Source organism: Stenotrophomonas sp. YJH_SMC_94-11, assembly GCF_059370435.1.
This window is the reverse complement of sequence record NZ_JCAFTR010000019.1, coordinates 1-12,475: the sequence shown is the minus strand read 5'-3', so window position 1 is coordinate 12,475 and position 12,475 is coordinate 1. Positions and strand designations below refer to the sequence as shown.

At 66.9% G+C, this 12,475-nt stretch carries 9 protein-coding genes; 4 read left to right on the top strand and 5 right to left on the bottom strand.

Annotation, left to right across the window (positions count from 1 at the left end; translation table 11 throughout):
- Positions 1-464 precede the first annotated feature (464 nt).
- Positions 465-1,751, bottom strand: coding sequence for an O-acetylhomoserine aminocarboxypropyltransferase/cysteine synthase family protein (locus tag AC5P74_RS20005; protein WP_053500794.1), 1,287 nt, complete (start codon positions 1,749-1,751; stop codon positions 465-467).
- Between the two features lie 180 nt (positions 1,752-1,931).
- Between AC5P74_RS20005 and AC5P74_RS20000 the strand changes: the two genes are divergently transcribed.
- From AC5P74_RS20000 to AC5P74_RS19990, 3 genes are all read left to right on the top strand, one after another.
- Positions 1,932-2,669 carry a winged helix-turn-helix domain-containing protein gene (locus AC5P74_RS20000; RefSeq protein WP_005418539.1) on the top strand — a complete coding sequence of 246 codons (738 nt, stop codon included), beginning with the start codon at positions 1,932-1,934 and terminating at the stop codon, positions 2,667-2,669.
- Entirely contained in the window at positions 2,666-3,955 is a 1,290-nt protein-coding gene (locus AC5P74_RS19995) for an ATP-binding protein (protein ID WP_065178912.1), read from the top strand. Before AC5P74_RS20000 ends, AC5P74_RS19995 begins: the two co-directional genes overlap by 4 nt.
- 140 nt (positions 3,956-4,095) lie before the next feature.
- Positions 4,096-4,896 (top strand): MipA/OmpV family protein, encoded by an 801-nt coding sequence (locus AC5P74_RS19990; RefSeq protein WP_329843362.1) that lies wholly within the window; start codon positions 4,096-4,098, stop codon positions 4,894-4,896.
- 39 nt (positions 4,897-4,935) lie between these two features.
- Here the strand turns inward: AC5P74_RS19990 and AC5P74_RS19985 are convergent, their stop codons facing one another.
- From AC5P74_RS19985 to AC5P74_RS19975, 3 genes are all read right to left on the bottom strand, one after another.
- Positions 4,936-5,481, bottom strand: coding sequence for a hypothetical protein (locus AC5P74_RS19985; protein WP_227838095.1), 546 nt, complete (start codon positions 5,479-5,481; stop codon positions 4,936-4,938).
- Positions 5,482-5,574: 93 nt separating this feature from the next.
- A complete protein-coding gene (gene clpB / locus AC5P74_RS19980) occupies positions 5,575-8,160 on the bottom strand; it encodes an ATP-dependent chaperone ClpB (RefSeq protein ID WP_329843364.1) in 2,586 nt (861 codons plus the stop codon).
- Positions 8,161-8,341: 181 nt separating this feature from the next.
- Entirely contained in the window at positions 8,342-9,163 is an 822-nt protein-coding gene (locus AC5P74_RS19975) for a DUF3014 domain-containing protein (protein ID WP_329843366.1), read from the bottom strand.
- A 169-nt stretch (positions 9,164-9,332) separates the two neighbouring features.
- Here AC5P74_RS19975 and AC5P74_RS19970 point away from each other — a divergent pair, with 169 nt between their 5' ends.
- On the top strand, positions 9,333-10,043 hold the full coding sequence (locus AC5P74_RS19970; RefSeq protein WP_206621001.1) for a glutathione S-transferase: 711 nt from the start codon (positions 9,333-9,335) through the stop codon (positions 10,041-10,043).
- Between the two features lie 165 nt (positions 10,044-10,208).
- On the opposite strand, the gene AC5P74_RS19965 is transcribed toward AC5P74_RS19970, so the two are convergent.
- On the bottom strand, positions 10,209-11,819 hold the full coding sequence (locus AC5P74_RS19965; protein WP_171957525.1) for a SulP family inorganic anion transporter: 1,611 nt from the start codon (positions 11,817-11,819) through the stop codon (positions 10,209-10,211).
- Positions 11,820-12,475 lie beyond the last annotated feature (656 nt).

Sequence of the window (12,475 nt, the reverse complement as noted above, 5' to 3'; positions counted from 1 at the left end):
ATGTAAGCTCGGTCGCCGCTTGCTCGTGTGCGCAATCCTGCGCACACGGCAAGACCGGGGTTGGGCGTCCTGCCCAACCCGCCCGAGGCATGCCTCGGGCCCATGCGGCTCACGCCCCCGCAACCGGACCCACCCCGCCTTCGACAATTTCCCGCGATCTGCAGTAGATCCACGCCATGCGTGGATGCTGTTTGATGAACTGTCGGAATGTTCGATTCCGATGGAGATCCATCCACGCATGGCGTGGATCTACCAGGATTGATGCCGACCGTTGGCACATGGGGTCAGATCCGTTTTCCACAGGAAAACGGATCTGACCCCGGAAACAAAAAAATCCCCGGTCGACCCGCATCGACCGGGGATCTGGATCGCCACATTGCCACGCCTTGGAGAGGCAGTTCACCCTAGCGCATCGCGTGGCCGGCGGTGATCGCCTGTGGCGATGACGACCAAGCGCGTGGCTATCAGGCGGCGGCCAGGGCCTGCTCCAGGTCGGCGCGCAGGTCGCCGATGTGTTCGATGCCGATCGACAGCCGCACGGTGTCCTCACTGACGCCGGCCTTGGCCAGCTCCGCGGCATCCAGCTGGCGATGGGTGGTCGAGGCCGGATGGGTGGCCAGTGACTTCGCATCACCCAGGTTGACCAGGCGGGTGAACAGCTTCAGGGCATCGAGGAAGCGCGCGCCGGCTTCACGGCCGCCGGGCAGGCCGAAGGTCAGTACGCCCGAGCCGTGCCCACCCAGATAGCGCTGCGCGGCGGCATGCTCGGGATCGTCGGCCAATCCCGCGTAACGCACCCAGGCGACCTTGTCGTGCGCCTTCAGGAACTGCGCGACGGCCAGTGCATTGGCGTTGATGCGCTCCATGCGCAGGGCCAGGGTCTCGATGCCCTGCAGGATCAGGAACGCATTGAACGGCGACAACGCGGCACCGGTATTGCGCAGCGGGACCACCCGCGCGCGGCCGATGTAGGCCGCCGGCCCCAGTGCTTCGGTATAGACCACGCCGTGGTAACTGGGGTCGGGTTGGTTGAGGCGGGCGAAACGCTTCGGCTGCGCCGCCCAGTCGAAGCGGCCGGAGTCGATGATGGCACCGCCGAGGCTGTTGCCGTGGCCACCCAGGTACTTGGTCAGCGAGTGCACGACGATGTCGGCACCGTGCTCGAACGGGCGCAGCAGGAACGGCGTGGCCACGGTGTTGTCGACGATCAGCGGCACACCCGCGGCATGCGCGACCTCGGCAATGGCGGCGATGTCGGTGACGTTGCCGCGCGGGTTGCCGATCGATTCGACGAACACCGCCTTGGTGCGCTCGTCGATCAGCGCGGCGAACGCAGAAGGATCGGCCGGGTCGGCGAAGCGCGCCTGGATGGCATACTGCGGCAGCGTGTGTGCCAGCAGGTTGAGGCTGCCGCCATACAGCGCGCTGGAGGCGACGATGTTGTCACCGGCCTCGGCGATGGTCTGGAGGGCATAGGTGATCGCGGCCTGCCCCGAGGCCAGCGCCAGCGCCCCGATGCCACCTTCCAGTGCGGCCAGGCGTTGCTCCAGCACGTCGGTGGTAGGGTTCATGATGCGGGTGTAGATATTGCCGGGCACCTTCAGGTCGAACAGATCGGCGCCGTGCTGGGTGTCATCGAAGGCATACGCCACGGTCTGGTAGATCGGCACCGCCACCGCGCGGGTGGTCGGGTCGGGACGGTAGCCGCCGTGCACGGCCAGGGTTTCCAGTTGCCACTGCGGTTCGCTCATTGCACCAGGCTCCATCCGGGGAAACCGCCACCATAGGCCAGCCCGCGCCCGCCACTGAAAGCCACTGGCAATGACGCCCGTACCGGCGGTTATCAGGTTGGCCGCGATTCAGGCAGTCGTCATGGGGCGCTGCTAGGCTGCGCCGCCGGGCGCTGCTGCCCGGGCACGGAGGCCCCACCCATGCAGCCATCGCCCTGGCATCCCACCACCAGCAGTTCGCCTACGTCGGTCATGCTGGTAGAGGACGACCGTCGCCTGGCCGAACTGGTGAGCGACTACCTCCACCAGCATGGCTTCGCCGTGCAGCACATCGCACGCGGCGACCTGGCCGGCGCCGCCTGCCGCCAGCACGCGCCGGAACTGGTGGTGCTGGACCTGATGCTGCCCGGCCTGGGCGGCATCGACGTGTGCCGCCAGATCCGCAGCTTCTCCGATGTGCCGATCCTGATGCTGACCGCCTGCGAGGACGACATCGAACAGGTGCTGGGCCTGGAATCGGGCGCCGACGACTATGTGCACAAGCCCATCGAACCACGCCTGCTTCTGGCCCGCCTGCGCGCCCTGCTGCGCCGCCGCCACGGCAGCAGCAACACCGGCACGCCCAGCCGGCTGATGCACGGTGAACTGCTGATCGACCGCATGCAGCGTGAGGTACACCTGCACGGTGCCACGGTGGACGTGGGCACCACCGAATTCGAGATCCTGTGGCTGCTGGCCAGCCAGCCGGGGCAGATCCTGTCCCGTGACCAGATCCTGCAGGCGGTGCGCGGTATCGGTTTCGACGGCCTGGACCGCAGCGTTGACGTCTGCATCGGCAAGCTGCGTCGCAAGCTCGGCGACGATGCGCGCGAGCCGCGGCGGATCAAGACCGTGTGGGGCCGCGGCTACCAGTTCAATCCGTCGGCCTGGACGGCATGAAGCGGCTGTTCCTGTGGCTGTGGTTCATCACCGGCGCCTGTTTCCTGGCCTCGGTGTTCTTTCTCAACCGGGTGCTCGACAGCATCTATACGCCCGTGCAGGATCGCGTTTTCGTCCAGCAGGTGCGCGGGCAGGTGTACGCCCTGCGCAGCGGCCTGGCCGGCCTGGACGGTAGCCAGCAGCGTGAGCGCCTGCAGCAGTGGCAACCGCACTATGGCATCGCATTGACCCTGCTCGACAAGCCTCCCGCGCTGACCCCGCAGGAACAGGCAGCCGTGCAGGCCGATGGCTTCATCGTGCGCGATCAGTACCAGCAGGTCCTGCTGCCCATCGAAGGCATCGATGGTCGCTGGTTGCACCTGCGCGTGCCTGGCGCGGTGCAGATGACCACGTACATGACCATCGCGGCCTACCTCAGCATTCTGCTGCTGGTCGGCGCCAGCCTGTACGCCTGGGTACGCCTGCTCTGGCGCGATCTGGATGCCCTGCGCGTGCATGCCGACCGCATCGGCGCCGGCGATCTGCAGGCACGCGCGCAGGTCTCGCCACGCTCGCAGATCCGGGTCATCGTCGACCATTCCAACCGCATGGCCGCGCGCGTGGCCGAACTGGTACAGCGCCAGCGCGACCTGACCCATGCGATCTCCCACGAACTGCGTACGCCGATCGCGCGCGTGGCCTTCGGCCTGGACCTGATGCAGGACAGCGATGACCGCGAGCGCCGCGAACGACTGGCGCAGGGCCTGCATGGCGACCTGGCCGAGCTCAACCGGCTGGTCAGCGAACTGCTGGCCTACGAACGGCTGGAGCATCCCAGCGAGGGCGAACCGATGCAGCGGATCGAAGCCAACGACTGGCTGCAGGCCTGCCTGGCCGATGCCCGCCGCGATGCCGAACGTGCCGGCCTGGTGCTGCGCGTGCAGCCCAGCGCCCTGCCTCGGCTGGAAGCGGAACCGCGCCTGCTGCAGCTGGCGCTGAGCAATCTGGTCGGCAATGCCCTGCGCCACGCGCGCTCGCAGGTGGACGTGTCGCTGGTGAGTGTGGGCGGGCGCGCCTGCCTGCGCGTGGACGACGACGGCCCCGGCATCGCCGAGGCTGACCGCGAAAAGGTGGTCCGCCCGTTCACCCGCCTGGATGACAGCCGCAGCCGCGACACTGGCGGCTTCGGCCTGGGCCTGGCGATCGTCGGCCGCATTGCCGCACGTCACCACGGCGAACTGCGCATCGGTCGCGCCGCCCTCGGCGGCGCACGCCTGGAAATGCACTGGCCGCTGGCTGCCAGCTGAACGCCCACGGGCGCAATTACAGTTGATTACAACTCCCGCACAACTGCGGACGGATCGGTCGACGGCGTATCGCCACGCTAGCGACCCTGCAGCACTCGCCGGATGCGCGCGCTGCTTTCCTCCCATTGTCGAGAGTTTCCATGTCCCAGCTTCGCCGTTCCCCCGCCCTGCTCCACCTCGCCCTGTTGCCGCTGTTCGCCGCCCCGATCGCCCACGCCAAGGATGACCACTGGACCTTCGAGCTCGCCGCCGGCGGTGGCGTGGCGCCGCGCTACAGCGGCAGCAAGGAGTACCGTGCGACGCCTTCGCTGTCCTTCGATGTCACCTCGCCGGGAGGTTGGTTTCTGGGCACCAGTGGCATCGGCTGGGGTACCTCCCTCGGCGAGCACACCCGCGTGCGCGCCTACGTCGGTGCCAGCGGCATCCGCAAGGACAAGGATTCGCTGCTCGGTGGTTCGGACTTCCTGCGCGGCATGGGCGATATCGATACCCGTCCCCTGGTCGGTGTCTCGGCTGGATATACGCTGGGCGAGGCCGTGCTGAGCGGCTCCTGGCAGTTCACCCGCAAGGACGAGGACAAGGCTGAGAACGGACTGGCTACCCAGCAGATCCACCTGAACCTGAGCATGCCGCTGTTCGACCTGGCCGGTGGCGTGGTCAGCGGCAGCGTCTCCACCGACTACGGCAACCGTGGCTACATGCAGACCTGGTACGGCGTCAGTCCGGAACAGGCCGCGCGCACCGGCTTTGCCGAGCACAAACCGAAGGCGGGCCTGGTCAGCGCCGGTGTCGGCCTGAAGTGGAGCCACCGCGTGGGCCGTAATGGCAACTGGTACATCTCGGCCGAAGGCACGCGCCTGCTCGGCGATGCCGCCGACAGCCCGATCGTGCAGAAGGCCAACCAGTTCGGCGTGATGAGCGGCTATACGCACCGCTTCTGATGCATGAAGGGCGCCGCGGGGCGCCCTCTTTCGCTGCGATCAGTGGCAGGCTTGTGCGGCGCCGCTGCCGCACAAGCCGACCTCGCGCAGCCAGCCGATCCACTGCACGACGTCGTCCTTCTCCGGCTCGGCGCGGAACGACTTCTGCACGGTGTGGAAGCCCTGCCTGCCCTGCATGCCCTTGATCCAGGTGAACTCCGGTTTGCCGGTGCCGGGGTTCAGCGGGCAACTGAGCATCAGCAGCGCGAATGGCCGTCCGCCCTCCTCGCCTTCGCGGATCCAGTGGCTCTGCGCTGCCGGACAGGCCATGCGCCACCCCGCCTCGATGATGCCGAGGAACTCGCGCGGACTCACATGGCCACTGTTCGGCGCATCATTGACAGTGACCATGTCGGTCCAGTCCTGCACGGTCTGGCCCTGCGGCACGTACTCGGTGATGCGGTTGCCTTGTGCGTCGGTGCTCTGGTGGGCCTGCTGGTAACCCTTCATCGGCGGCAGCTGGACCTGTTCGACGGCTGCAGCGTGTCCAGCAACAGCAGCGAGCGCCAGCGCCATGCAGAGTGAAACCCTTCGGGTAACGTCCATGCGGTTCTCCTCGTCCTTGCGAAAGTGAAACGGGATCATTGTGCCTTGCCAGGGCTTTGGTGGCGCGCCAGCCAGGGCAGGCGCGCCACCGGTTCAAGCCTTGGCGAAGACCAGGCGTCCCCCGTCGTTGCCGACTTCGATGGTGTCACCGTTGACGAAGGCACCGGACAGGATCTGCTGCGCCAGCGGATTCTCCAGCTGCGACTGGATCGCGCGCTTCAGCGGGCGCGCGCCATACACCGGGTCGAAGCCGACGTTGCCGAGCAGATCGAATGCCGCATCGGAGACCGCCAGCTTCAAACCGCGCTCGGCCAGGCGCTTCTCCAGCCCGCGCATCTGGATGCGTGCGATCTGCTTGATCTGCTGCTTGTCCAGCGGGTGGAACACGACGATGTCGTCCAGGCGGTTGATGAACTCCGGACGGAAGTGCGCCTGCACCACGCCCATCACTGCTGCCTTCATCTGCGTGTAGGCCTCCGGGCTGTCGTCGCTGCTCATGTCCTGGATCTGATGCGAGCCCAGGTTCGAGGTCATCACGATGACGGTGTTGCGGAAGTCCACCGTGCGGCCCTGGCCGTCGGTCAGGCGGCCATCGTCCAGCACCTGCAGCAGGATGTTGAACACATCCGGATGCGCCTTCTCCACCTCATCGAGCAGGATCAGCGAATACGGGCGACGACGCACGGCCTCGGTCAGGTAACCGCCTTCCTCGTAGCCGACGTAGCCCGGGGGCGCACCGATCAGGCGGGCGACGCTGTGCTTTTCCATGAACTCGCTCATGTCGATGCGGATCATCGCGTCGGCACTGTCGAACAGGAACTCGGCCAGCGACTTGCACAGCTCGGTCTTGCCGACGCCGGTCGGGCCGAGGAACAGGAACGAGCCGGCCGGACGATTCGGATCGGACAGGCCGGCACGCGAGCGGCGTACCGCATCGGAGACGACCTTGATCGCCTCTTCCTGGCCGACCACACGGTTGTGCAGCACTTCTTCCATGCGCAGCAGCTTGTCGCGCTCGCCTTCGAGCATCTTGTTGACCGGGATGCCGGTCCAGCGCGAAACGACCTCGGCGATCTCCTCATCGGTCACGCGGTCCTGTACCAGCTTGAAGTCCTTGTGCTCGGCTTCCTGCGCGGCGGCCAGCTGCTTTTCCAGTTGCGGCAACAGGCCGTACTGGATTTCGCTCATCTTGGCGAAATCCTGGCGGCGCTGCGCAGCTTCCAGCTCCAGCTTGGCCTGCTCGACCTGTTCCTTGATCTTGGTGGCGCCCTGCAGCGCCGCCTTCTCCGACTTCCAGATTTCATTGAGATCGGAGAACTCGCGCTCCAGCGCATCGATGTCCTTTTCGAGATCGGCCAGGCGCTGCCGCGAGGCTTCGTCCTTTTCCTTCTTCAGCATCTCGCGCTGGATCTTCAGCTGGATTACCCGGCGTTCCAGGCGATCCAGCTCCTCCGGCTTGGAATCGATCTCCATGCGCAGTCGCGAGGCGGCTTCGTCCATCAGGTCGATGGCCTTGTCCGGCAGCTGGCGGTCGGTGATGTAGCGGTTGGACAGCGTGGCGGCAGCCACGATGGCCGGGTCGGTGATTTCCACACCGTGGTGCACGGCGTACTTTTCCTTCAGCCCGCGCAGGATCGCGATGGTGTCCTCCACCGTGGGTTCGCCGACGAACACCTTCTGGAAGCGGCGCTCCAGCGCGGCGTCCTTCTCGATGTATTTGCGGTACTCATCCAGCGTGGTCGCGCCGATGCAGTGCAGCTCGCCACGCGCCAGGGCGGGCTTCAGCATGTTGCCGGCATCCATCGCGCCATCGGCCTTGCCGGCGCCGACCATGGTGTGCAGCTCGTCGATGAACAGGATGATCTGTCCTTCGTTCTTGGCCAGGTCGTTGAGCACGCCCTTCAGGCGCTCCTCGAATTCACCGCGAAACTTGGCGCCGGCGATCAGCGCGCCCATGTCCAGCGACAGCACGCGCTTGCCGCGCAGGCCTTCGGGCACTTCGTCATTGATGATGCGCTGGGCGAGCCCTTCCACGATCGCGGTCTTGCCCACGCCGGGTTCGCCGATCAGCACCGGGTTGTTCTTGGTCCGGCGCTGCAGCACCTGGATCGTGCGACGGATTTCCTCGTCACGGCCGATCACCGGATCGAGCTTGCCGCTCTCGGCACGCGCGGTCAGGTCGATGGTGTACTTCTCCAGCGCTTGCCGCTGTTCCTCGGCATTCTCCGACTGCACGTTCTCGCCGCCACGCAGCTTGTCGATGGCTGCCTGCAGGCGGGTCTTGTCGGCACCGGCGGCGCGCAGCGCCATGCCCAGCGTGCCGCTGTCTTCCAGCGCCGCCAGCACGAACCACTCGCTGGCAATGAAGGCATCGCCGTGCTGCTGGGCCAGCTTGTCGGTCTGGTTCAGCAGGCGCCCCAGGTCATTGCCCATCGAGACGTTGCCGGCCTGGCCGGACACCTTCGGCAGTGCATCCAGCGCCTCGGTCAGGCGCTCGCGCAGCACCGGCACGTTCACCCCGGCCTGGGCCAGCAGCGGGCGCGTGCTGCCGCCCTGCTGGTCCAGCAACGCGCTGAACAGGTGAACCGGTTCGATGATGCTGTTGTCGCGGCCCACGGCCAGCGACTGTGCGTCTGCCAGCGCCTGCTGGAAACGCGAGGTGAGCTTGTCCATCCGCATTGCGAATCCTCATCGGTCATCAGGGCCGGCCCGCGCCGGCGATGCTGGGAAGATGCGGTTGCCCCACCCCGTTTCAAGGGTGGCTGCGACTGCACCCCGAGGCCAGTCAGCCTGCGGCCAGCATGCCGGAACGGGTGTGGTCGGCGCGTTGATCCCGATCAGTTCCGCGCGGTGAGCGGACTCAGCCGGTGATCGCGCTGCGGATCGCCCGCAGCTGCTGCTTGACCGCCCGCGCCTGCGCGGCGTCCATGCGCAACAGCGCCTTCTGGCCTATCGAGCGCGACTGCAGGGTGGAATCGACGAAGCGGTAGCGACCGCGCTCATCACGCTGCACCAATGGCGCCTGCACCAGTTCCGGGGTCTCCAGCAGATGGTCGATCACCGCCACCAGCCGGTCGTTGAAGTAGCCCTCGGGCCGGCCCAGGTCGACGTAGGCCTGCTGGATCAACGGATAGAAGCGCTTGTACGCCGTAGCCGTTGCCGCTGGATCCAGCGCAGTGAAGGCCTGCACATAGGGCGCGTAACGCGCCGAGTTGCTTGCCGCGATGCGTTCCCCGCCCTCGCCAGGCTCGACCTGCAGGTTGCCCGGCAGCGGCCGTGCGGCCAGCGCCGTCGGCGGCACGCTTGGTTTGTCCAGGTTGTCGACCTGGGTGACCAGGCGCTGGATCAGGTGATCGCGCAGCAGCAGGGTCATCGGGCCCTCGCCCTGGAACAGCTGGCTCAATGCGCCCCAGGCAGCCGCATCACTGTCGGCCAACTTGGGCAGCGCCGGGTCAGCGGCGGCCTCGGTGTCCAGCGGATGCCTGATCGGCGGCGGTGCTGGCGCGGGGTCCGCGGCCGCCTGCGGTTGCGGCGGTGCGCTGGTGCTGGCGGGGGTTGAGTGCACCGGCACCGAAACACCGTCTGCCAGGTGCCTCAGCTGATCGCGGAACAACCAACCGCTCGCGCCGCCGATCACCACCACACCCAGCACCCAGGGCCATACCGCCTTTCCACTCTGCATGATGCAGCACCTCGTTTCACACGCATGGAGAAGGTGTGACCCCACCGGTTCCAGCCGGTTCCCTGCCTGTTCCGCTGCCGTTCGGCTTCGGCCCACGCCAAAGCCGCGCTCACGCCTGCTTTGCGTGCCGCGCGCGAGGCTGTGGGCCTTGTCCTGCGGAGACACTGCCATGCAGTATGCGCTGTACTACTGGACCGGTATCCAGGGCCGTGGCGAGTTCGTGCGCCTGGCGCTGGAAGATGCCGGCGCCGACTACATCGACATGGCGCGGGTGCACGGTGATGCGGTGATGCAACCGTTTCTCGATGGCAGCAGTGACGGGGCACAGCCCTTCGCGCCGCCGTTCCTGAAGGCCGGTCGCCAGGTCATTGCGCAGGTCGCCGCCATCCTGGACTTCCTCGGCCCGACGCTGGATCTGGTGCCGCAGGCCGCATCGCGGCGGATGCAGGCGTTGCAACTGCAGTTGACCATCGCTGACCTGGTGGCCGAGGTGCATGACACTCACCATCCGATCGCCGCATCAAAATACTACGAAGAGCAGAAGACCGAGGCCAAGGCACGTGCCGCGTCGCTGCGCAGCGAGCGCCTGCCGAAGTTCCTGTGCTACTTCGAACGGGTGCTGGCCGCCAACGGTGGCCGCCATGCACTGCGCGAGCATTCCTATGTGGACCTGTCGCTGTTCCAGCTGCTGAGTGGTCTGGACTACATGTTCCCGCGCCGCATGCAGGCACTGGCGCCCGCCGTGCCCCTGCTGCGTGCGCTGCAGGAACGAGTGGCGAAACGACCCAACATTGCCGCCTACCTGGGCTCGGAAAGGCGCCTGGCATTCAACACGAATGGCATCTTCCGCCACTACCCGGAGCTGGACGCCGAGCGGTAGTGCCGGCCGCTGGCCGGCAGAGCGCGCTGTAAGCATTCGCCGCCTGCAACACGCCCCTGTAGAGCCGAGCCATGCTCGGCTCAGAGCAGCCGAGCGCAGGCTCGCCTCTACAGAGCACCAGAAGTGGAAGAAGCGGTAGCGCCGGGCCATGCCCGGCATCACCGGTCAATGATCGGTGCGATCACCCAGCGGCTTCACCGGCTGCTTCTGCAGCGACAGCAGGCCCAGCAGCACCGCCAGGGCCACGTAGGCACCGGCAAACTGCACACTGATGATGCGCGCCAATCCTTCCAGCTCCCACGGCAGGTAGATGCCGCCGCGCGGATCCACCGAGTGGATCAGGCCGAACAGGGTCAGCACCGCCGCCACCAGCAGGAAGCCGCAGGCACGGCGCAGGCGGCCATCGACCATCGCCGCCACCGCCGAGATCCACAACATCGAGGTGATGATGAAGCCGTTGCCGAGGGTGAAGATCACCGCCAGCTCCGGCAAGCCGTGGCCGTCGAGCTTGGTCAGCAGCTGGGGCAGCTGATCCGGCGCGATCCAGCCCGGCGCCTTGATCGCCAGCAGGTAGGCCACCGACGGCAGGAAACCGAACACCATCGCGCCGGTATGGTGGCGCGGCGTGGCCTGGAAGGCCTGGGTGGTGATGTCGATGGCCACGTACACGATGATCGGTGCCAGCACCGCCAGCGGCAGCCACTGCACCAGCCCGGAGATGATGCCAAGCATGCCGCCGATGCCGACGAACAGGCCGGTCAGCAGCGTATAGCCGCTGCGCGCGCCCATGTGCTTGTACGCCGGCTGGCCGATGTACGGCGTGGTCTGCGCGACGCCGCCACAGACGCCTGCCACCAGCGTAGCCACCGCTTCCACCAGCAGGATGTCGCGGGTGCGGTAGTCATCGCCGGCCGCACGCGCGCTTTCAGAAACATTGATGCCGCCGACCACCATCAGCAGGCCGAACGGCAGCAGCAGCGGCAGGTAGGTCATCGCGGTGGGCAGGCCGTCGAGGAAGCCCAGCGTCGGCAGCGGCAGCACCACCTGCGGCGGCACCCACTCCGGTACATGGAAGCCGGGGGCGCCCAGCCCGGCCAGGCCCAGGCCGTAGTACAGCGCGGTGCCGAACACGAAGGCCAGCAGCACGCCCGGGCCTCGCACCGGCAGCTTGCCCTTGGCGATCAGCACATACAGCAGCAGGCCCAGCGTGGTGAAGCCGACCAGCGGCGAGCGCAGCGTCTCCAGCAGCGGCAACAGGCCCATCAGCACCAGCGCGATGCCGGCGATGGAACCCAGCAGCGCGGCACGCGGCAGCGCACGGGTGACTGCTTCACCGAAGAACGACAGAACGAACTTGAGCACGCCCATGATGACCAGCGCCGCCATGCCCAGCTGCCAGGTGGCGATGCCCGCCGCGTGCGGGTCCATGCCCTGCTGCTTGAACGCGATGAAGGCCGGGCCAAGCACCAGCAGGGCCATGCCGATGCTGGTGGGGGCATCCAGGCCGAGCGGCATGGCGGTGACGTCGTCACGGCCGCTGCGCGCGGCCAGCCGGCGTGCCATCAGGGTGTACAGCAGATTGCCTATCAGCACGCCGAAGGCCGTGCCTGGGAACATGCGGCCGAACACCACGTCGGCGGGGAACTGGAAGATCCCGACCAGGGCCATGGCGATGAAGCCGAGGATGGAAAGGTTGTCGACGACCAGGCCGAAGAAGCCGTTGAAGTCGCCGGCGACGAACCAGCGACGCGGTGCGGCGGAAGCGGGAGCGGACATGGAAGGGGCGGTGGGGGTGGGGACCGCCGATGGTAGGCCCAGCGGGGCCTGGGCGCCAATTCCGTCGTGGAATGATGGGTTCCAGCCAACGGCGGGGCCCCTCGTGGCTGGGCGCGGGTAGAGTCGACTGTTACTCGACTGGCATTGCGAGTTGGGCCGGTCGGGATGGGCTGCGCAGGACACGCCGTAAACCCGTCCGTGGGGGCTCGATGGCGCCATCCATGGCGCCAACGGTCCTGCGCAGCCCATCCCGACCGGCCTCCCACAGTTTCCTGCGCGTGCCAGCCACGGAAAAGAATCAGAAGATCAAAAGCAAAGGCAGGCTCTCTTTGTAGAGCCGAGCCCATGCTCGGCTGCTGTACGCGAAGCCTCTCAGCCGAGCATGGCTCGGCTCTACAGAAGATCATTCCGATCATTCTTTCGTTCATCCACGCATGGCGTGGATCCACCGTGTCGACCAAGGTCGACACCCACCAGTGCAATATCCCGTTCCGGCAGATTGCAGGAAGCTGTCTAAGGCGGGGTGGGTCCGGTTGCGGGGGCGTGAGCCGCATGGGCCCGAGGCATGCCTCGGGCGGGTTGGGCAGGACGCCCAACCCCGGTCTTGCCGTGTGCGCAGGATTGCGCACACGAGCAAGCGGCGACCGAGCTTACAT

Excerpts from the sequence above, each read along its gene's own strand:
- AC5P74_RS20005 (WP_053500794.1), bottom strand. The coding sequence starts at position 1,751 with ATGAGCGAACCGCAGTGGCAACTGGAAACCCTGGCCGTGCACGGCGGC.
- AC5P74_RS20000 (WP_005418539.1), top strand. The coding sequence starts at position 1,932 with ATGCAGCCATCGCCCTGGCATCCCACCACCAGCAGTTCGCCTACGTCG.
- AC5P74_RS19995 (WP_065178912.1), top strand. The coding sequence starts at position 2,666 with ATGAAGCGGCTGTTCCTGTGGCTGTGGTTCATCACCGGCGCCTGTTTC.
- AC5P74_RS19990 (WP_329843362.1), top strand. The coding sequence starts at position 4,096 with ATGTCCCAGCTTCGCCGTTCCCCCGCCCTGCTCCACCTCGCCCTGTTG.
- AC5P74_RS19985 (WP_227838095.1), bottom strand. The coding sequence starts at position 5,481 with ATGGACGTTACCCGAAGGGTTTCACTCTGCATGGCGCTGGCGCTCGCT.
- clpB (WP_329843364.1), bottom strand. The coding sequence starts at position 8,160 with ATGCGGATGGACAAGCTCACCTCGCGTTTCCAGCAGGCGCTGGCAGAC.
- AC5P74_RS19975 (WP_329843366.1), bottom strand. The coding sequence starts at position 9,163 with ATGCAGAGTGGAAAGGCGGTATGGCCCTGGGTGCTGGGTGTGGTGGTG.
- AC5P74_RS19970 (WP_206621001.1), top strand. The coding sequence starts at position 9,333 with ATGCAGTATGCGCTGTACTACTGGACCGGTATCCAGGGCCGTGGCGAG.
- AC5P74_RS19965 (WP_171957525.1), bottom strand. The coding sequence starts at position 11,819 with ATGTCCGCTCCCGCTTCCGCCGCACCGCGTCGCTGGTTCGTCGCCGGC.